At 67.3% G+C, this 19,638-nt stretch carries 20 protein-coding genes and 2 tRNA genes; 7 read left to right on the forward strand and 15 right to left on the reverse strand.

Annotated features, from left to right (window positions below):
• Positions 1–18 precede the first annotated feature (18 nt).
• Together gudD and FHW58_RS10595 are read left to right on the forward strand one after the other, a co-directional pair.
• Entirely contained in the window at positions 19–1,362 is a 1,344-nt protein-coding gene (gene gudD / locus FHW58_RS10590; RefSeq protein WP_179672966.1) for a glucarate dehydratase, read from the forward strand.
• 34 nt (positions 1,363–1,396) lie between these two features.
• Positions 1,397–2,722, forward strand: coding sequence for an MFS transporter (locus tag FHW58_RS10595; protein WP_179672967.1), 1,326 nt, complete (start codon positions 1,397–1,399; stop codon positions 2,720–2,722).
• 120 nt (positions 2,723–2,842) lie between these two features.
• Here the strand turns inward: FHW58_RS10595 and FHW58_RS10600 are convergent, their stop codons facing one another.
• The 3 genes from FHW58_RS10600 to FHW58_RS10610 all read right to left on the reverse strand — a co-directional run bounded on the left by FHW58_RS10600 (position 2,843) and on the right by FHW58_RS10610 (position 5,143).
• Positions 2,843–3,373: a hypothetical protein gene (locus FHW58_RS10600; protein ID WP_229265122.1), complete on the reverse strand. Its 531-nt coding sequence runs from the start codon at positions 3,371–3,373 to the stop codon at positions 2,843–2,845.
• Between the two features lie 235 nt (positions 3,374–3,608).
• Positions 3,609–4,679 (reverse strand): alpha/beta hydrolase, encoded by a 1,071-nt coding sequence (locus tag FHW58_RS10605; protein ID WP_179672968.1) that lies wholly within the window; start codon positions 4,677–4,679, stop codon positions 3,609–3,611.
• On the reverse strand, positions 4,676–5,143 hold the full coding sequence (locus tag FHW58_RS10610) for an acyl-CoA thioesterase (protein ID WP_179673373.1): 468 nt from the start codon (positions 5,141–5,143) through the stop codon (positions 4,676–4,678). Before FHW58_RS10610 ends, FHW58_RS10605 begins: the two co-directional genes overlap by 4 nt.
• Before the next feature lie 119 nt (positions 5,144–5,262).
• On the opposite strand from FHW58_RS10610, the gene FHW58_RS10615 reads away from it, so the two are divergent.
• Both FHW58_RS10615 and FHW58_RS10620 read left to right on the forward strand, forming a co-directional pair.
• Positions 5,263–6,585 (forward strand): pitrilysin family protein, encoded by a 1,323-nt coding sequence (locus tag FHW58_RS10615; RefSeq protein WP_179672969.1) that lies wholly within the window; start codon positions 5,263–5,265, stop codon positions 6,583–6,585.
• A 4-nt stretch (positions 6,586–6,589) separates the two neighbouring features.
• Complete coding sequence (locus FHW58_RS10620) at positions 6,590–8,038, forward strand: pitrilysin family protein (RefSeq protein WP_229265124.1); 1,449 nt, start codon at positions 6,590–6,592, stop codon at positions 8,036–8,038.
• Here the strand turns inward: FHW58_RS10620 and FHW58_RS10625 are convergent.
• The 5 genes from FHW58_RS10625 to FHW58_RS10645 all read right to left on the reverse strand — a co-directional run bounded on the left by FHW58_RS10625 (position 8,016) and on the right by FHW58_RS10645 (position 13,351).
• The gene (locus FHW58_RS10625; protein ID WP_179672970.1) at positions 8,016–11,489 is read right to left on the reverse strand and encodes a response regulator; all 3,474 of its coding nucleotides are present in this window, start codon (positions 11,487–11,489) and stop codon (positions 8,016–8,018) included. The two genes, FHW58_RS10620 and FHW58_RS10625, sit on opposite strands and share 23 nt — an antisense overlap.
• 87 nt (positions 11,490–11,576) lie before the next feature.
• On the reverse strand, positions 11,577–11,942 hold the full coding sequence (locus FHW58_RS10630; protein WP_179672971.1) for a hypothetical protein: 366 nt from the start codon (positions 11,940–11,942) through the stop codon (positions 11,577–11,579).
• Between the two features lie 72 nt (positions 11,943–12,014).
• A complete protein-coding gene (locus tag FHW58_RS10635; RefSeq protein ID WP_179672972.1) occupies positions 12,015–12,155 on the reverse strand; it encodes a hypothetical protein in 141 nt (46 codons plus the stop codon).
• Between the two features lie 214 nt (positions 12,156–12,369).
• Positions 12,370–12,510: a hypothetical protein gene (locus FHW58_RS10640; protein WP_179672973.1), complete on the reverse strand. Its 141-nt coding sequence runs from the start codon at positions 12,508–12,510 to the stop codon at positions 12,370–12,372.
• A 112-nt stretch (positions 12,511–12,622) separates the two neighbouring features.
• Complete coding sequence (locus FHW58_RS10645) at positions 12,623–13,351, reverse strand: SIMPL domain-containing protein (RefSeq protein WP_179672974.1); 729 nt, start codon at positions 13,349–13,351, stop codon at positions 12,623–12,625.
• A gap of 116 nt (positions 13,352–13,467) precedes the next feature.
• Between FHW58_RS10645 and FHW58_RS10650 the strand changes: the two genes are divergently transcribed.
• Together FHW58_RS10650 and FHW58_RS10655 are read left to right on the forward strand one after the other, a co-directional pair.
• Complete coding sequence (locus FHW58_RS10650; protein ID WP_179672975.1) at positions 13,468–13,617, forward strand: hypothetical protein; 150 nt, start codon at positions 13,468–13,470, stop codon at positions 13,615–13,617.
• 37 nt (positions 13,618–13,654) lie between these two features.
• The gene (locus FHW58_RS10655) at positions 13,655–14,212 is read left to right on the forward strand and encodes a UPF0149 family protein (protein WP_179672976.1); all 558 of its coding nucleotides are present in this window, start codon (positions 13,655–13,657) and stop codon (positions 14,210–14,212) included.
• A gap of 94 nt (positions 14,213–14,306) precedes the next feature.
• On the opposite strand, the gene FHW58_RS10660 is transcribed toward FHW58_RS10655, so the two are convergent.
• The 5 genes from FHW58_RS10660 to FHW58_RS10680 all read right to left on the reverse strand — a co-directional run bounded on the left by FHW58_RS10660 (position 14,307) and on the right by FHW58_RS10680 (position 16,757).
• Positions 14,307–14,807: a hypothetical protein gene (locus FHW58_RS10660; protein WP_179672977.1), complete on the reverse strand. Its 501-nt coding sequence runs from the start codon at positions 14,805–14,807 to the stop codon at positions 14,307–14,309.
• 78 nt (positions 14,808–14,885) lie between these two features.
• Positions 14,886–14,975 (reverse strand) — tRNA-Ser (locus tag FHW58_RS10665).
• A gap of 32 nt (positions 14,976–15,007) precedes the next feature.
• Positions 15,008–15,097, reverse strand: a tRNA-Ser gene (locus FHW58_RS10670).
• A 68-nt stretch (positions 15,098–15,165) separates the two neighbouring features.
• The gene (gene serS / locus FHW58_RS10675; RefSeq protein WP_179672978.1) at positions 15,166–16,455 is read right to left on the reverse strand and encodes a serine--tRNA ligase; all 1,290 of its coding nucleotides are present in this window, start codon (positions 16,453–16,455) and stop codon (positions 15,166–15,168) included.
• A gap of 92 nt (positions 16,456–16,547) precedes the next feature.
• The gene (locus tag FHW58_RS10680; protein ID WP_179672979.1) at positions 16,548–16,757 is read right to left on the reverse strand and encodes a hypothetical protein; all 210 of its coding nucleotides are present in this window, start codon (positions 16,755–16,757) and stop codon (positions 16,548–16,550) included.
• Between the two features lie 245 nt (positions 16,758–17,002).
• Between FHW58_RS10680 and FHW58_RS10685 the strand changes: the two genes are divergently transcribed.
• Positions 17,003–17,419, forward strand: coding sequence for a hypothetical protein (locus tag FHW58_RS10685; protein ID WP_179672980.1), 417 nt, complete (start codon positions 17,003–17,005; stop codon positions 17,417–17,419).
• Between the two features lie 22 nt (positions 17,420–17,441).
• On the opposite strand, the gene FHW58_RS10690 is transcribed toward FHW58_RS10685, so the two are convergent.
• Together FHW58_RS10690 and FHW58_RS10695 are read right to left on the reverse strand one after the other, a co-directional pair.
• Entirely contained in the window at positions 17,442–18,269 is an 828-nt protein-coding gene (locus FHW58_RS10690; protein WP_179672981.1) for an alpha/beta fold hydrolase, read from the reverse strand.
• A gap of 46 nt (positions 18,270–18,315) precedes the next feature.
• Positions 18,316–19,620 (reverse strand): replication-associated recombination protein A, encoded by a 1,305-nt coding sequence (locus FHW58_RS10695; RefSeq protein WP_179672982.1) that lies wholly within the window; start codon positions 19,618–19,620, stop codon positions 18,316–18,318.
• Positions 19,621–19,638: the final 18 nt, after the last annotated feature.

Here is a 19,638-nt window from a genome sequence, read left to right on the forward strand (position 1 = left end):
ATCATTATTGGAGACACCATGACCCACCCTGCTTCTGACACCCCGCGCATCGTTGCCATGCGCGTCATCCCGGTCGCCGGCCGCGACAGCATGCTGCTGAACCTGAGCGGCGCCCACGGCCCGTATTTCACCCGCAACCTGGTGCTCCTGACCGACAGCCTGGGCCACACCGGCGTCGGCGAGGTGCCGGGCGGCGAGAAGATCCGCCAGACGCTGGAGGACGCCCGCCCGCTGCTGTTGCAGCAGCCGGTCGGCAACTACAACGCCATCCTCAACGCCGCCCGCAGCGCCTTTGCCGACCGCGACGCCGGCGGCCGCGGCCTGCAGACCTTCGACCTGCGGGTGGCGGTGCACGCGGTGACGGCGCTGGAGTCGGCGCTGCTCGACCTGCTGGGCCAGTTCCTCAACGTGCCGGTGGCGGCGCTGCTCGGCCAGGGCCAGCAGCGCAGCGAGGTCGAGATGCTGGGCTATCTGTTCTACATCGGCGACCGCGCGCGCACCGACCTGCCCTACGCCGGCGTGCCGGCCGACGCCGACGACGACTGGGCGCGCCTGCGCACCGAGCCGGCGCTGACGGCGGACGCGGTGGTGCGGCTGGCCGAGGCGGCGTACGCGCGCTACGGTTTCAACGACTTCAAGCTCAAGGGCGGCGTGTTCCGCGGCGAGGAGGAGATCGAGGCGGTGACGGCGCTGCATGAGCGCTTCCCGCAGGCGCGCGTGACGCTCGACCCGAACGGCGGCTGGCTGCTGCGCGACGCCATCCGCCTGTGCCGCGACATGGGCGACGTGCTGGCCTACGCCGAGGACCCGTGCGGCGCCGAGAACGGCTACTCGGGACGCGAGGTGATGGCCGAGTTCCGCCGCGCCACCGGCCTGCTGACGGCCACCAACATGGTGGCCACCGACTGGCGCGAGATGCGCCACGCGATCCAGTTGCAGTCGGTCGACATTCCGCTGGCCGACCCGCACTTCTGGACCATGCAGGGTTCGGTGCGGGTGGCGCAAATGTGCCACGAGTGGGGCCTGACCTGGGGTTCGCACTCGAACAACCACTTCGACATCTCGCTGGCCATGTTCACCCACGTGGCGGCGGCCGCGCCGGGCGACATCACCGCCATCGACACCCACTGGATCTGGCAGGACGGCCAGCACCTGACGCGCAATCCGCTGCAGATCCGCGGCGGCATGGTGCAGGTGCCGCAACGCGGCGGCCTCGGCGTGGAGATCGACATGGCCGCCATCGAGGCGGCCCACCACCTGTACAACAACATGGGGCTGGGCGCGCGCGACGACGCGGTGGCGATGCAGTACCTGATCCCGGGCTGGAAGTTCAACAACAAGATGCCTTGCATGGTTCGCTAACAACAATCATCAGAACCAGTATAAGGAGACTAGCATGACTACCACCGCTTCCACCACCACCGGCGGCGGCGCGCTTGCCGCGCCCACGGTGCTCGACAGCGCCGTCAGCAAGGTCAAATGGCGCATCCTGCCGCTGTTTGTGGTGATGTTTATCGCCAACTACATAGACCGCGTGAACATCGGCTTCGTGCGCACCCACCTGGAGAAGGACCTGGGCATCGGCGCGGCGGCGTTCGGCTTCGGCGCCGGCGTATTCTTCCTGGCCTACGCGCTGTTCGAGGTGCCGTCCAACATCCTGCAGCAGCGCTTCGGCGCCAAGGCCTGGCTGACCCGCATCATGGCCAGCTGGGGCGTGGTGGCCACCGGCATGGCCTTCGTGCAGGGCGAGACGTCGTTCTATGTGATGCGCTTCCTGCTCGGCGTGGCCGAGGCCGGGTTCTTTCCGGGCGTGGTGTACTACTTCACGCAATGGCTGCCGAACGCGGAGCGCGGCAAGGCGATGGCGATCTTCCTCAGCGGCTCGGCGCTGGCGTCGGTGATGTCGGGGCCGCTGTCGGGGGCGCTGCTGTCGATCGACGGCGGCGGCTTCCATGGCTGGCAGTGGATGTTCATCATCGAGGGGCTGGCGTCGGTGGCGCTGTGCTTCGTGGTCTGGTTCTTCCTCGATTCCAGGCCGCAGGACGCCAAGTGGCTGACGGCAGCCGAGCGCGGCGCGCTGGCGGCGGTCATCGAGGCCGAGAAGAAGGAGCGCGACGCCAACCGGCCGCCGCACGCCAGCATGTTCACGCTGCTCAAGGATGGCCGCATCGCGCTGTTCTGCTTCATCTATTTCGCGATCCAGCTGACGATTTATGGCGCGACGTTCTGGCTGCCGAGCATCATCAAGAAGATGGGGCATTTTTCGGAGTTCCAGATCGGCCTGTTTAACTCGATTCCGTGGATCATTTCGATCGCGGCCATGTACATGTTTGCGGCGCTGGCGCAGAAGTACCGCCACCAGCAGGCGTGGGTGGCGGTGGCGCTGATCGTGGCGGCGTGCGGCATGTTCGCCTCCACCACCGGCGGGCCGGTGTTCGCGTTCGTGGCGATCTGCTTTGCCGGCATTGGCTTCAAGGCGGCCTCGTCGTTGTTCTGGCCGATTCCGCAGGGCTATCTGGACAGCCGCATCGCGGCAGCGGTGATCGCGCTGATCAACTCGCTGGGCAACCTGGGCGGCTTCGTGGCGCCGGCCACCTTCGGCTACCTGGAGCAGAGGACCGGTTCGATCCAGGGCGGGCTGTACGCGCTGGCGGCGGCATCGGTGGTGGCGGCCGGCCTGGTGTTCCTGACCCGCCGCGGCAAGACGGCGTTGCCAGCCTGAGGTTGATGCCGTTCAGTTGGCGCCTGATTTGTCATTCCGGCGGACGCCGGAATCCATACTTCGCATGCGTTATGGCATGCGTATGTTCCATGGGTTCCGGCCTGCGCCGGAACGACATGTTTAACTGAACGGTATCGCAGCCTGGCGCCGACAGTCGGCGGCGCGCTGCCAGCGTGCTCTTCCGGGCATGCGCAGCCAAACCGCTTGCCAGGCATTGCGCGTGCCGCAGCCCTGGCGGTTGGCGAGGCGCGAGGGTGTGGTGGGGCCGTTGTCGCCGACGATTTGTTCGTCTTCCACGGTGGCGTAGAGGGAGCGGCCGCCATAGATGACGCGCAGTTCCGTCCCGTTGGGCAGGAAGAGGTCTTTCCATTGGTAGCCACGGCTGACGTCCACGACAGGCGGGCTCGCAGCGGATGAGGCGGCGACCGGGGGTTGGTCAATGGCGCTGGCGTTCGGCCCGCCCGCCTCTTCGTCCATGCCATTCGACGGGCTATGCGCCGGGGGCGTGGTGGCTACCCACTGCCGAATCAGCGCGCAGAGCGCTGCTTCAGATTGGGGGCCATAGTAGCCCTCGCCCACATGCCCAGTCAGTGCCATGAATACTCTGCTCGGCAGGTGCATGTTGCCGATCGGGTGGTCTGGGTGCTCCATTTTTTTATCCCCTCTAAAAACTCTATTTGTTCTAATTCGCTCTAATTCGCTCTATTTCGATAGAGATCACTCTAAAAATAGGATGTTGCTCGCTCTAATTTGCTCTATTTGCTCTATTTCGTCTAAAAGCACTCTCTGTTTTAGAGTGAAATCTAGCGAAATAGTTCGAAATCTAGCGTTTTAGAGCTTTTAGAGTTTTTAGAGGCCGAAAAAAATAGAGGGGGGTATATGCTCCTCAGTCCTTGGCCAGCGGGCGCACGTAGTCGAGCAGGCTGACCAGCGTCTTGCCCGGCTCCTCGAACTGCACCAGGTGCGCGGCGTTCTCGAACCACACGGCCTTCTTGTAGGGCGCCCTCACCTTGGCCAGCCACGCGGCGGTCGGTGCGGACGGCGTGGTGTAATCGTGGCGGCCCATGAACATGATGACCGGCACCGGGAAGCGCGTGACCGGCTTGAAGTCCACCGCCAGCCACTCCTGCAGCACGCGTTCCAGCGTCAACTGGCTGCCCTTGTCGATGGCGGCGATGGCCGCCGCGTCGTACTCCGGCGACAACAGCGGCGCGTTGAAGTAGTAGGCGAAGTCGCCGCGATACGCCGCCAGCCCGCCATAATGCTGCGCCCAGGTGCGCTCCTTGACGATGCGCTCGCGCGTGATCGGCGTATCGCCCGGATACGGCGCGATCGACTCCAGTTCCTCAATCGCCTGCCGGTTGTTTTCCTTGCGCGCCTGCGCCAGGGCGAAATCGAAGCTGAGCTTCTCGTTGTCGCGCATGCTGATCACCTGCCCGATGCCCACATACGCATGGAACAGCTCCGGATGCGCCAGCACCGCGCGCATGCCCACCACGGTGCCCCAGCTATGCCCGACCAGAATCACCTTGCGCTTGCCATAGCGCCGCGCCACCGCGCGCGCGATCTCCACCGCGTCCTCGACAAACCGGTCGATGCGCAGCGTCGGCCCGACCGTCGCCGCGTCGTTGTCCAGATAGGTGCGGCCGGCGCCGCGCTGGTCGTAATTGACCACGGTAAAGTATTCCTCCAGCGGCCGCTGGTACAACCACATGGTGGGCGCGCTGGGCGAGGCCGGGCCGCCGTGCACGAACAGCAGCAGCGGATTGCCGCGGTCCTGCCCGCGCGTGTACAGCCACTGGTCGATGCCGCCGATGCGCAGCGTGAAATTTTCCTGCACGCCGCGCGGCGCGACAATGCGGCTGACATCGGCGATGATGTCGCGCCCGGCCGGCTCGCCCGCCAGCGCCCGGCCGGCGGCGGCCAGCGCCGCCAGCATCAGCGCGCGCCGTTTCATTGCTTGCGGTTGCCGTGCACCATCTGGCGCGCCTGCTTGCGCAGCACCGCCTGTTCCCAGCGCTGCTTCTGCTCCTCGGTTTCCGGCACCAGCGTCGGCACCTTGACCGGCTTGCGGTCCTTGTCCACCGCCACCATGGTGAAATAGCAGCTGTTAGCGTGGCGCACCAGGCGCTGCTGGATGTTCTCGGTCACCACGCGGATGCCGACCTCCATCGAGGTGTTGCCGGTGTAGTTGATCGACGCCAGGAAGGTGACCAGCTCGCCGACGTGGATCGGCTGCAGGAACATCACCTGGTCGACCGACAGCGTCACCACATAGCTGCCCGAATAGCGGCTGGCACAGGCGTAGGCCACGCTGTCCAGGTACTTGAGGATGGTGCCGCCGTGGACGTTGCCGGAGAAATTGGCCATGTCGGGCGTCATCAGCACGGTCATGCTCAGTTCGTGCTCGACCCAGTTCATTGGTTTTTCCATTGCTCGCTCCCAGTTGTTGTTGGCTCCATGCTAGCCGCTAAACTTGCCATTCGCAAATAGTTGTCAAAAAGTTGTATGCTTGACGCTTCTCTCACTCAGGAGCGCTCATGAAATGGAAAGTTTTGGCCGCCGGTCTGGCGCTGGCGCTCGGCGCCGGCGCGCCCGCGCGGGCCGCTGTCACCGCCGAGCAGGTGCAGACCTTCACGCTGGCCAACGGCATGAAGTTCATCGTACTGGAATCGCACGCCATCCCCAACGCCAATATGTACACCTTCTGGAAGGTCGGCTCGCGCAACGAGGCGCCCGGCATCACCGGCCTGTCGCATTTTTTTGAGCACATGATGTTCAACGGCTCGCAGAACTTCGGCCCGAAAATGTTCGACCGCACGATGGAGGCCAAGGGCGGCTCCAACAACGCCTACACCAGCACCGACCTGACGGTATACCAGGACTGGTTCCCGGCCAGTTCGCTGGAAACCATCTTCACGCTGGAGAGCGACCGTATCGCCCACCTCAGCATCGACCCGAAGATGGTCGCCAGCGAGCGCGGCGTGGTGCTGTCCGAGCGCAGCACCGGGCTGGAGAACTCCAACCTGCGCATGCTGCGCGAGGAGGTCAACAGCGTGGCCTTCCTGGCCCATCCGTATTCGTGGCCGGTGATTGGCCACGAGTCCGACATCAAGGCCTGGACCCAGCAGGACCTGGAACACTATTTCCGCACCTATTATGCGCCCAACAACGCGGTGGCGGTGATCGTCGGCGACGTCAAGGCCGACCAGGTGAAACAGCTGGCAACCCGATACTTCGGCGCGATTCCGAAGCGCGCGGCGCCGCCGCCGGTGCGCACCGTCGAGCCGCCGCAGACGGGCGAGCGGCGCGTGTTCGTCACCAAGGCGTCGGCCAGCGCGCCCAACCTGACCATCGCCTACAAGATCCCGCAGGCCGGCGCGCCCGACTACTACGCGCTGGACGTGCTGCAAAGCGTGCTGGCCGACGGCAAGACCTCGCGCCTGTACAAGGCGCTGGTCGAGCAGCAGCTGGCGACCCAGGTCAGCGCCAACAGCCTGGACGGCTTCGATCCCGGCCTGCTGTACCTGTCGGCGGTGGCCTCGGCCAAGACCGATGCCGCCACGCTGGAAAAGGCGCTGCTGGCCGAAGTGGACCGGCTGGTGCGCGATGGCGTGACGGCCGAGGAGCTGCAGAAGGTCAAGAAGCAGAAGCTGGTCAATCTGTACCGCGAGCAGGAAACCATCAACGGCAAGGCCCAGCAGCTGGGCAACTACGAGGTGTTCTTCGGCGACTACAAGAAAATGTTCGACGCCCCGGCCGCCTACGACCACCTGACGCCGGCCGACATCCAGGCCGTCGCCGCCAAATACCTGAAGAAATCGCAGCGCACGGTCGGCGTGCTGGCCGCGAAGGAGGATTAAGCCGATGATGATTACCCGCTCCGCCCTCTCCCGGCGCGCCACCGCCGCCGCCGGCGCCGCAACCGCTGCCGGCGCCGTGTCTGCCGCGCTGGCCGTCGCCCTGCTGGCCGCGCCGGCGCCGGCCGTGGCCGCCGAATTCCGCCTGCCGGACTTCGACACCGTGACCCTGCCGAACGGCCTGACCGTGTACCTGATGGAACGCCACGACGTGCCGCTGATCTCGGTACGCGCGGTGGTCAAGGCCGGCGCCGTCCACGACGGCCCGCAGCCCGGCCTGTCCAACCTGACCGGCGACGCCCTGCTGCTCGGCACCCGGGCGCACGACAAGGCCAGCATCGACCAGGCCTTCGACGCGCGCGGCGCGCGCCTGGCCGGCGGCGCCGGCACCGAGGCCAGCACCGTGCAGGCCAACTTCGCCGCCGCCGACAGCGCCGCGCTGCTGCCGCTGTTCGCCGAGATCGTCCAGCAGCCGAGCTTTGACGCGGCCGAGCTGGCCAAGCTGCGCGCGCGCAAGATCAACGGCATCAAGCAGGCCAAGGAGGCGCCGCGCCTGGTGGTGCAGACCTACTACCGCGCCATGCTGTTCGGCGAGCGGCCGTACGGCAGCCCGGTCGGCGGCACCGCCGGCAGCCTGGCGGCGCTGCAGCAGAGCGACGTGCAGGGCTACTACCAGCGCTACTACCGCCCCGACAACGCCGCCGTCATCGTCGTCGGCGACTTCCAGAAGGCGGCGATGCGCCAGCAGATCGCGGCGCTGTTCGGCGCGTGGCAGGCCACCGGCCCGGCGCCGGCGGCGCAGGACAACGGCCAGGTGCGGGCCGACCAGGCGCGCGTGCTGCTGGTCAACAAGGCGGACGCGATCGAGACCACCTTCCTGATCGGCGGCGCCGGCATCGCCCGCAACGACCCGGACTACGTGCCGCTGCAGGTGGTCAACACCGTGCTGGGCGGGCGCTTCACCTCGTGGCTCAACGACGAGCTGCGCGTCAACTCGGGCCTGACCTACGGCGCCAGCAGCCAGTTCGCGCCGCTGGGGCAGAGCGGCACGTTTGCCATCAGCAGCTTCACGGCGCTGCCCAAGACCGGGGCGGCGCTGGCGCTGGCGCAGACCACCTACCAGCGCCTGTGGAAACAGGGCATCGACGCCGCCACGCTGGCCTCGGCCAAGGCCTACGTCAAGGGCCAGTTCCCGCCGCGCTATGAAACCGGCGAGCAGCTGGCGGGGCTGCTGGGCGACATGTACGCGTTCCAGGTCGGCCGCGCGCAGATCGACAACTTCACGCGCGACGTCGACCGCCTGACGCCGGACAAGGCCAAGGCGCTGATCGACAAACACTTCCCGCGCGCCAATTTGCAGACGGTGTTGATCGGCAAGGCCGAGGCGATCCGCGACATCGCCCGGCAGTATGGCGAGGTCACCGAGCTGGAGATCAGTGCGGATGGCTTTCGCTAAGTAAGCGCGCGCTGTCGGCGGCGGCGGCGGCACAGGCGTCCAGCACCGGCGCCAGCGCGGTCCAGGCGGCGGCGTCGCGCTTCAGGGCCTGCTCGGCCGCTTGGCTGAGCGCGGCCAGCTGGTCGGCGCCGACCGTGCCGGCCAGGCCTTTCAGCGTGTGCAGCGCCGGCAGGGCGGCGGCGCGGTCGTTGCCGGCGCGGGCGGCGCGCAGCTGGGCCGCCAGCGTGTCGGCCTCGGCGACGAAGCCGCGCAAGGCGCTGGTGTACACCGCCGCCAGCCCGCCCATGCGCTTCAGCGCGGCCGCCCGGTTCAGCCCCGCCGCCGGCCAGCCAGCCGATGCCGGCGCGTCCGACACGGCGACAACCGGCGCGGCGGCAGCGGCGGCGGCCGGCGTCGCGGCAACTGACGCGGCAGGCACGGCTGGCGAGGCCGGCGCGTCGGCGTCGCGGCGCGCGTGTTTGAGGATGACCGCGATCAGTTGCTCCAGATCGAACGGCTTGCCGATATGGTCGACCATGCCCGCCTCCAGCGCGGCGATGCGGTCGGACGCCATGACATTGGCGGTCATCGCCACCACCGGCGGCGTCCGCACGCCGAGCCGCGCCTGGAGCGCATGGGTGGTCTGGTAGCCGTCCAGCTCCGGCATCTGGATATCCATCAAAATCAGTTGCGGCAACGGCGCGCCCTGCGCCAGCGCCTCCAGCGCCAGCTGGCCCGAGCTGGCCACCACCACCTGCGCGCCCTCGTGCCCCAGCAGCTCGCTGGCCACCTGCTGGTTGGCCGGATTGTCATCGACCAGCAGCAGCCGCAGCCCGGCCAGCCGCCGCGCCGACGGCAGCGCCGGCCCTGGCGGCGATGCCGGCCGCCGCCCCAGCCGCGCCTCGGCCACCGCGTCGAACAGCATCGACGCCGTCACCGGCTTGACCACCAACCCGTCCAGCACCGGCGCCACGTCCTGCTGGCGCTGCGCCAGCAGCTCGCGGTCGTGCGCGGTCACCATCACGATCAGCGGCGTGCGCCCGGCAGGCGCCAGCTGGCGGATGCGGCGGCTGGTTTCCCAGCCGTCCAGGCCCGGCATGCGCCAGTCGATCAGCACCACGTCGAACGGCCGTGGGCACGCCGCCCGCGCCGCCAGCAGCTCCAGCGCCGACTGGCCATCGGCCGCCACCTCGACCTGCCAGCCAAACGACGCCGCCATCTCGCGCAGCACCGTGCGCGCCACCGGATTGTCGTCCACCACCAGGCACGCCAGGTCGCGCGGCAGCGCCCGCGCCGCCGGCGCCACGGCGGCCGCCGCCGCGGGCTCCGGCTCGGCGCCCGCCGCCGCCACCTCGAACTCGACGGCGAAATCAAACACGCTGCCCTGCCCCACCTCGCTGACCACGCGCAAGGTGCCGCCCATCAGCCGCACCAGCCGCTGGCTGATCGCCAGCCCCAGCCCGGTGCCGCCGTAGCGGCGCGCGGTCGACGCCTCGGCCTGCGAAAAACCGTCAAAGATGTGCGCGCACTGCTCGGGCGCGATGCCGATACCGGTGTCGCGGATGGCAAACGCGATCGACAGCCGCTGCGCGCCGCGCGACACCAGCTGCGCCGACAGCACCACCTCGCCGCGCGCGGTGAACTTGAGGGCGTTGCCGGCCAGGTTCAGCAGCACCTGCTGCAGCCGCAGCGCGTCGCCCACCACCACCGCCGGCAGCGCCGGATCGATGCGGAACAGCAGCTCGACGTCCTTGTCGCCGACGTTGGCCGACAAGATCACCGCCAGGTCGCGCCACAGCTTGTCGAGCCGGAACGGATGCGGATCGAGCGCCAGCTTGCCGGCCTCGACCTTGGAAAAGTCCAGCACATCGTTCAGCAGGCCCAGCAGCGCGCCGGCCGCCGCCTGCGCCTTGGCCACGTAATCGTGCTGGCGCCCGCTCAGCGGCGTCTGCCGCAACAACTGCAGCATGCCCAGCACCGCGTTCATCGGCGAGCGGATCTCGTGGCTCATGTTGGCAACGAACTCCGACTTGGCGCGGCCGGCCTGGTCGGCTGCCTCCTTGGCCTGCAACAGCGCCGCGTGCGCCGCGCGCAGCTCGGTGCTGTCGGTGCTGCTGCCAACCCAGCTGACGATGGCGCCGGCGGCGTCGCGCTGCGGCAACGCGTGGTTGTCGAACACCCGCCACACGCCGTCGTGGCGGCGCAGCCGGCAATCGCAGCGGAACTGGTCGCCGGCGGCGCGCGCGCGCTGCCAGGCGGCGGTCAGCGCCGGCAGGTCGTCCGGATGGATCACCGACGACCAGTCGCCGCCGGCCAGCAGCTGCGCCGCCGGCAGGCCGCTGAAGCTGGCCCAGTGGTGGCTCATGAAATCGATGCGCAACGCCGGCGTGGCGGTCCACACCATCTGCGGCAGGCCCTCGGTCAGCGAGCGCCAGCGCGCCTCCGACGCCGTCAGCCGCGCCAGCGACTGCTGCAGCGCCTGGTCCGACTCGCCCAGCGCGGTCAGCGCGCGGAACTGCTCGTTCAGGCCGAAGCGCACGCCGCGCAGCAGCGCCAGCGCCAGCCCCAGCAGCAGCACCAGCGCCAGCGAGGCGTTGCGCACCTCCTTGTACCACGGCGCCAGGAAGTCCTCGCTGGCCAGCCCGACCACCACGTACACCGGATAGGCGCCGACCCGCTCCACGCTCAGCTCGCGCTGGCGGCCGTCGCCGGCGCTGACCACCAGGTAGCTGGCGCCGGGCCGGCCGCTGGCCAGCAACGCCTCGGTGGCGGCGCTGGCCTGGATGGCGCCGCCCAGCGGCAGGTCGGCGCTTTCCGGGTAGCGGTGCAGGAGGCGCTTGTCGCGGTCGATCAGCACGATGCGGCCGTGGGCGCCGATGTTGAGCGCGGCAAAGGCGGTGTCCAGCCGCGCGCTGCTCATCAGCACATAGGCGCTGCCGCCGAAGCCGCCGTCGGGGCGGCGCAGCGGATGGACCAGCGGCAGCACCCAGTCGCCGCTGATGCGCGACTGCACCGGCAGGCCGAACACCAGGCCCGGCGCCGCCACCACGCGCGCGTAAAACTCGCGCACGGTCAGGTCCTGCGGCCGGCGCAGGTCGATCTGCTCGCCGTAGACCACGCGGCCGGCGGCGTCGGCGCCGCGGATCGCCTGCGCGTGCGGCAAGCGCTCCTTCAGGCTGCGCAGATAGGCGCTGAAGCCGGCATCGTCGAAGCGGCCGGCCGCGTGCCGGTCGCGGAACTCCTGGTCGGCGCGGCGCAGCGCCAGCTCGGCCTCCTGGAAATGCCCGTGCAGGTAGTTTTCCAGCGACACCGCCAGGTTGTGCGAGGTCTCCTCGGCCGCCGCGTAGTAGCGCTTGCGGCTCTGGTTGAGCACGTGGCCCACCAGCAGCACCACCAGCAGCAGCACCACCAGCACCGCCGTGACCAGCACGCGGAACAGCTTGCGGAACTTGTACAGCGTGGCGGTGGTCATATCAGAAGCGCATCCCTTGTTGCCGTGTCAGCATACTGTACCGCAAAAAAAACGCTCCGGACGGAGCGTTTTAGTCGGGCATGCGGCTTACCAGCCCTGGCTGGTGATGTCGGCCAGCGATTCGCGGCCCTTGTCGGTCAGCGCGTAGCCGCCGGCGTCGTGCGCGGCCACATGGGATTTTTTGCCGAGGAACAGCGCCACATCGGCGTCCAGCGCGCTGCCCGGCTGCGCCGCCACGGCGCGCAGGCCCAGCACGCAGCGGTGCAGGAACAGGGTTTGCTCGCCCTTGTCGGTGAGCGCAATGCGGCCGTTGCGGGCGATGCTGATCAGCTTGAGGCCGGACAGGCGCTTGCTGTTGCGGCCCACGCAGGCGCTGACGCGATCGCCCTTGAGGCCGCGCTGGATTTCGTACAGGGCGTCATACTCGTCCTGCGTGAATTTGTCGTTCTTCATTGCCATTTTTTCCATAAGAGACTGCTGCGGCCCTCATGGTACGCGCCCGGCGGCGCGGCGGCAAGGCGGCGCTTACTGGAAGGCGCGGATGGCCAGCCACACCAGGCCGATGCTGGCAAACGCCGCCAGGCAAATCATGGCCGGCACACGCTTCGCGCTCAGGGCGGCATTGCGGCGGCCGAGGTAGATTTTGTTGTGTAACGAGTTACCCATGATTGCTCTCCGTGCGTGAACGAAACCTGACGACATGCCTAAATTATAGAAACTCCTTCATGACCCCAGTGTGACGCCGGACACAAAACCACAAATATGTATCCACAAAGCAACGACTCTCACACATTCTCACGGCATGGACGAGCGTGGAACCAGCATACCGTCGGCTCCACGCAACGGACGGTGCGCTGGCGCACACATGCGCAGGGAAAACTCAGGTTTTCAGCGGCGGCTTGGGCGGCGTCGGTTCCTCGATCGGCGCCTGGTCGGGCACCGGCGTGTTGTCCGGCGGCGGGTCCTTTTCCGGCGGTGGCGGCGGCACTTCCGGGTCCGGCGTGGTATGGGCGTGCAGCATGCTGGCCTCCTGTGGCTGGGAACATGCTGTCAGTGTCGGCGCGCGCGCGCCGGCGCGCAAGGCGGCGTGGCGCGCCGGCGTGTGTTGCCGCACCTCCGCCGCCGGCGTGGCCTCACTTGATGCGGAAGATCACGTCCACCGTCTGCGTCCAGGTCAGCAGGCCGGTGGCCAGGAAATCCTTGTCGGCCGGCTGCGCGGCCGGCGCCGGCCGCGGATCGCGGCGGAAATACAGGTCGGCCGGCGCCAGGCCGATCGCCCCGGTCAGATTACGCAACTGGCCGGACGAGATGGCGGTCACCGCGCCCAGCTTGCGGCCCAGGCCGGCCGCCATGGCTTCGGCGCGGCGCTGCGCATCCCGCACCGCCGCCGCCGTCAGCTCGCGCTCGGTCGCCTCGCGGTCGCTGCGGCCAAAGGTGGTGGCGAAATGATCGAGGTGGGGCATGGCCAGCAAGCCCTGCATGATCGGCCGCCACTGGCTCAGGTCGCGCACGGCGATGTGCACCGCGCCGCGGAGTTCGTAGGCCGGGGCGCCGTCGGCCGGAACGGCCTCGCCCGGCCCCGGCTTGCGCATCTCCTTGCGCAGGCTGCCGATCTCGACGACGGCGGCCGCGTCGGTGGCGGCCAGCAGCGCCTGGATCTGCCCGGCGCGCTCGGCCACCAGCGCGCTGGCGGCGGCCGGGTCCGGATCGTAGGCGCTGATGTCAAAATCGATCTCGCCAAGGTCCGGCACGATGCGCTGCATGCCCTCGCCGCTGGCGTGGATGAAGGGGTAGTCCGGCAGGTTGGCGGCCTGCGCCGCCAGCGGCGCCAACAGCAGCGCCAGCGCAAATGTCTTCAGCATGGTGTGATTCCGTGGTTGAGGAAGCCACAGCATGCACCAAGTAGACATCTTTGTATACTTGTAAAAACAAAAACCGCTCCTATTTGCGGTTTCAACAACAACTTCAGGGGAACAACATGCTGGTGCCAAAACGCCCGCGTTCGGTGGTCGACCACAAGCCGGTGGCGGTGCAGGTGGTCAAGCAGGAAAAGACCGGCGCCGTCGACAAGCACGTGCTGATCGTCGAGACGGCGAAAAACAAACCGGCGCCGCCCAAGGCCAAATAGGTACAATGGCGGCTTTCAGCCTTCCCGCACAGCCGCCATGAGCACCAGCACGCCCCTGAACGACGACGAATACGATCAACTCGACGACCTGCTGGCCGCGCTCGGCCCGCAGACGCTGGACGTCGCCGGCGTGGAGGGCTTGCTGACCGCGCTGGTGATCGGCCCGGCCGCCGCCGAGCCGGCGCCGGATGCCTGGCTGCCGCTGGTGTGGGGCGGCGGCGCGGCCGACGCCAACGCCGACGCGCGGGCGCTGATGCTGCGCCATCACGCCTACATGCGCGAGTGGATGCGCAAAGACCCGGCCAGCTTCGAGCCGATCTACGACTGCGGCGGCAGCTGGACCGCCGAGGCCTGGTGCGCCGGCTTCCTGGCCGGCGTGCAGCTGAGCCACGAGGCCTGGGCGCCGCTGCGCGCCAGCCAGCCGGGGCTGCTGGCGCCGTTCCAGCCGCCGGCCAATGGCGCCAAGGTGGCGCCGGCCGTGGTGCAGATCAACGCCTTCTTCCACGCGCCGCAGCCGAAGGCGGCCAAGGTCGGCCGCAACGACCCCTGCCCGTGCGGCAGCGGCCAGAAACACAAGAAGTGCTGCGGCGCCTGAATCCCGGCTGCCGCCTCGGGCCATCTCGGGCGGTCCAGCAGCGCACCGGTGATCTGGCCGCAGCCGGCCATCTTGCCCGTCCGCCGGCACCGGCTTACTTGCCGTTGATGATTTCCTTCAGCAGCACAAAGGTTTCGTGGTGGATGGCCGATTCATTGGCCTTGAATTCCTGGTCGGCCTTGATATAGGCCGGCTTCTTCAGCTCGGCAGCCTCGGCCGGCGTCGGCTTGGGCGCACTCGGATACATCTGCGCGCTGCTGTTGTAAGTATCGTGCAGCACCTTCTGGCCATAGCTGGACTGGTAGAACCGGGTCATCTCCAGCGCGGTCTGCCTGCTCAGCAGCTTGGCCACCGGCGTCGCCAGCCGCGTGTAGACGAATTCCGGCTGCAGCTTGATCACCTTGTCCATCACCTGCTTGCGCTGCTCGGGCGACGCGTACTTGCTCATGCCGGCCGTCATGCGCATCATCTTCTCGGCCTGCATCGAGGCCAGCAGGTCGTGCGCGGCCTTGATGTCGTCGGGCGTGGGATTGGGCGTGGCGGCATGGGCGGCGCCGGCCAGCAGGGCGGCGGCAACGAAAGCGGCAAACTTCATGGGAGCTCCTGAAAAATTTTTCCGCATTCTAGCCCAAAAACAAAAAAGCTCCCTTTCGGGAGCTTTTTCGCTGAATATTGGCGGAGAGGGTGGGATTCGAACCCACGGATGGTTTGCACCATCGCTTGATTTCGAGTCAAGTACAATCGACCACTCTGCCACCTCTCCTGGTGACGCTAATTTCTCTACAACCGCACAGTTGGCGGAGAGGGTGGGATTCGAACCCACGGATGGTTTGCACCATCGCTTGATTTCGAGTCAAGTACAATCGACCACTCTGCCACCTCTCCGTTTTCCCACCTGCTGCTGCGAGAAGGCAAGATTATAGCAGGTGCCTGGGAAAATGGAAGGACAATTTTTACGCTTTTAAATGCGTCTGTCCGCCCATGTACGGACGCAGCACGGCCGGGATCTCCACCGAGCCGTCAGCCTGCTGGTAATTCTCCAGCACCGCGACCAGCGTGCGGCCCACCGCCAGGCCGGAGCCGTTCAGCGTGTGCAGCAGTTCCGGCTTGCCGGCGGCGTTGCGGAACCGCGCCTGCATGCGGCGCGCCTGGAACGCCTCGCAGTTGGACAGCGACGAAATCTCGCGGTAGGTGTTCTGCGCCGGCAGCCACACTTCCAGGTCATAGGTCTTGGTGGCGCCAAAGCCCATGTCGCCGGTGCACAGCGCCATCACGCGGTATGGCAGGCCGAGGCGCTGCAAGATGGTTTCGGCGTGGCCGACCATCTCGTCCAGCGCGGCGTAGGAATGGTCCGGATGCACCACCTGCACCATCTCGACCTTGTCGAACTGGTGCTGGCGGATCATGCCGCGCGTGTCGCGGCCGTAGCTGCCGGCCTCCGAGCGGAAGCACGGCGTGTGGGCGGTCATCTTCAGCGGCAGCGTTTCAGCCGCGACGATCTCGTCACGCACGATGTTGGTCAGCGATACTTCCGAGGTCGGGATCAGGTAGAAGTTCTCGCCCTCGCCCTCGGCGCCGCCCTTCTTCACCGAGAACAGGTCGGCCTCGAACTTCGGCAACTGGCCGGTGCCGCGCAGCGAATCGGCGTTGACCATGTACGGCGTGTAGCACTCGGTGTAGCCGTGCTCGTCGGTGTGGGTGTTCAGCATGAACTGCGCCAGCGCGCGGTGCAGGCGGGCGATGCCGCCCTTCATCACCGAGAAGCGCGAGCCGGTCAGCTTGGTCGCGGTGTCGAAGTCCAGGCCCAGCGGCGCGCCGATGTCGACGTGGTCCTTGATCTCGAAATCGAAGCTGCGCGGCGTGCCGACCTTGCGCACTTCCACGTTGCCGTTTTCGTCCGTGCCCACCGGCACCGACTCGTGCGGCAGGTTGGGAATGGTTTGCAGGAACTCCGACAGCTTGGCCTGCAGTTCGCCCAGTGTTGCTTCGTTGGCCTTGAGCTCGTCGCCCAGGCCGGCCACTTCCGCCATCAGCGCGGTGGTGTCCTCGCCCTTGCCCTTCATCATGCCGATCAGCTTGGACTGCGAATTGCGCTTGCCCTGCAGCTCTTCGGTGCGCGTCTGGATCGCTTTGCGTTCCGCTTCGAGCGCGCTGAACGCGTCCACATCGAGCTGGAACTTGCGGGTCGCCAGGCGCGCGGCGACGGTGGCTATATCTTTACGGAGCAGTTGGATATCAATCATGGGAACAAAGCCGTTTGTGTATCGAAAACGTCCATTGTACCAAGACCAAGCCCGCTGCTAGCGAGTTTTGCGCAGCCCGCCGGCTGCCGCCATTACAGCGCGGCTTTTTCGGCGGCGGTCAGGCGCTTGGCGCTCACCGTCACGGTCGGCATGGCGCTGGCGGCCGGGTCGGCCACGACCACGCTGGCGGCTGGCGCGGCGATGGCGTGCGCGTAGTCGCTGGCGGCGCTGGCGTAGGTGGTGGCACCGGCGATCACGGCGGCGGCGACGAAGATGATTTCCATGTGTTTGGCGATGTTCATGATGCGCTCCTTGGGGTAAGTCAGTGAAGTGCTGCGGTATGGTTGTACTGTACCTAAAGGCGTTCTGGCCCACCACGGGGATGCGACGAAGCGCACGAAACGGCGCCTGAAATGCAGCCGGCGCGGGCGGGCGGCGCGCCACCGCCGCGGCACTGTAGGATTTCTCCTACGCAACTAATCGTGCGCCGCGCGGCGCCGGGAATTTGTACTATGTACTCAACAGTACAAAACACAAAGGAGAAGAAATGAAGACCAACATCCTGCAACTCGCCGCGGCCACCGCCGCCCTGCTGGCCGCCGCCGGCTGCTCGACCATGGGTGGCGGCGCCTCGTCCAACGAACCGCCGCCAGCGGCCAACCCCAACTTCGCGGCCGAGATGAACAAGTTCAACGCCCAGTTCCCGAACGACAAGGCCACCAAGTACGAGGAAATCTCGCTCAACTACAACAACGCCAAGAAGCTCGACGAGCGCGGCAACTGCCACGACCTGTCCAAGTACCCGGTGGTGATTGTGCTGACGCTGGACGCGAGCGGCAAGGTGGTGCGCAGCACCACCGACGTCGAGGGCAAGAAAGCCGAGTGCTTCCGCCAGGCCTACGCCGACGCGCAACTGCCGCCGCCGCCGTTCGCGCCGTACCAGAAGCCGATCCGCCTGCGCTAAGCGCGCGCCAGGGCGCCGCCGCTCAGGCGGCGTCCTCTTCCGCGTCTTCCTCGTTCACGGCCGGCTGCTCCAGCCAGTTGATGACGATGTCATTGAAGCGTTCCGGCTGGCGCAGCATCGGCCAGTGATCGGTTTCCATCGCCACCACCTTGCAGCCCTGCCGGGCCGCCAATTGCTCGGTCCACTGCGGCGAGTGGAACATGAACGGCTTGCGCGCGCCATAGATGTACAGCATCGGCACCTTGGGATCAAACGGCACCAGCGAACTGTAAGAGCCGGCCGCGCCGGCGGTGAGGATGTAATACGGGAAATTCATCGCCGAGCTGATGTACTGGCGCGGCGACGGCACGCCCAGCACGCTGGCGGTGGCCCTGGTCAGCAGATTACCGACCGGTCCGCCGATCGCCCACGCCAGCGCCAGCGTGCTCTGGTAGCCGCTGACCATCAGCTTCTGCCCCACCGAGCGCGAACGCTGCAACGCGCGCGACTGCGCGTCGCCGATGTCGACGCCAACGATGGCCGACACCAGCGCCTTGTTGCGCATATAGAACTCGTAGCCGAACACGCAGCCCCAGTCATGCAACATCAGGATGACTTTTTCCTTCTTGTTGACGCTATTGACGATGTGCAGCAGCACGCGGATCATCGCGTCCAGCGAGTAGGAGCGGCGCGGCTTGCTGATGTCGAAGCCCGGCAGCGTGAAGCGCACGCAGCGGTAGCGCTGGCGCAGCTCGGCCACCTGGGCATCCCACACGCGGTAGGTATCGGGCCAGCCGTGGAGCATGACGATCGTCTCCGGCCCCTCGCCCTCGATATAAATGTCGACGCCGTCGACCACCATCTGCTGCATGCTGCTCCCCTGCCCGCGAACGAATTGACTGTCTTATTTTACAACATTACGCCTTGCCGGCGTCCGCGTCCAGCTGGCGCAGGAAGGCCAGCTTGTCGGCGATCTTGCTTTCCAGGCCGCGCGGCACCGGCTGATACCAGCCGGGCGCGCGCATGTCGTCCGGGAAGTAGTGCTCGCCGGCGGCATAGGCATGCGGCTCGTCGTGGGCGTAGCGGTATTCGTGGCCGTAGCCGAGTTCCTTCATCAGCTTGGTCGGGGCGTTGCGCAGGTGGACCGGCACCTCGCGCGACTTGTCCTTGCGCACGAAGGCCATGGCCTCGTTGAAGGCGTTGTAGCCGGCATTGCTCTTGGCGGCGATGGCCAGGTAGACCACCGCCTGGCCCAGCGCCAGTTCGCCCTCCGGCGAGCCCAGGCGCTCGTAGGTGGTGGCGGCGTCGTTGGCGATCTGCATCGCGCGCGGATCGGCCAGGCCGATGTCCTCCCACGCCATGCGGACGATGCGGCGCGACAGGTAGCGGGCGTCGGCGCCGCCGTCCAGCATGCGGCACAGCCAGTACAGCGCGGCGTCCGGATTGGAACCGCGCACCGACTTGTGCAGCGCTGAGATCTGGTCGTAGAAATTGTCGCCGCCCTTGTCGAAGCGGCGCGCGTTGAGCGTCAGCGCGTTGGTGATGAATTCGGTGGTGATCTGGTTGGTCTTGGCCGCGTGGGCGGCGGTGTTGGTCACTTCCAGCAGGTTCAGCAGGCGGCGGCCGTCGCCGTCGGCGTAGCCGATCAGCGTGTCGATGGCGGCCTCGTCGAATTCCAGCTGGGTCAGCACCTTGGCGCGCGCGCGGTCGACCATCTGCCGCAGCTCGCCCTCGTCGAACGACTTCAGCACGTAGACCTGGGCGCGCGACAGCAAGGCCGAGTTGACCTCGAACGACGGGTTCTCGGTGGTGGCGCCGATCAGCGTCACCAGGCCGGACTCGGCGTACGGCAGCAAGGCGTCCTGCTGCGACTTGTTGAAGCGGTGGATCTCGTCGACGAACAGGATGGTGTGCTTGCCCAGGTCCAGGTTGTGCTGCGCCTGCTCCATCGCGGCGCGGATGTCCTTGACGCCGGAAAACACCGCCGACAGCGCGATGAACGCGCAGTCATAGGCTTGCGCGGTCAGGCGCGCCAGCGTGGTCTTGCCGACGCCGGGCGGCCCCCACAAAATCATCGAATGCGGCTGGCCCGACTCGAACGCCAGGCGCAGCGGCTTGCCCGGTCCCAGCAGGTGGCGCTGGCCGATGACGTCGTCGAGCGTCTTGGGCCGCAGGGCCTCGGCCAGCGGCTGGCGCGGTTCGGTGGAAAACAAGTCTGCCATGGTCTCGAATAGCCCGTC

The sequence above is a fragment of the Duganella sp. 1224 genome (genome assembly GCF_013408245.1).
GTDB lineage: Bacteria > Pseudomonadota > Gammaproteobacteria > Burkholderiales > Burkholderiaceae_D > Rugamonas.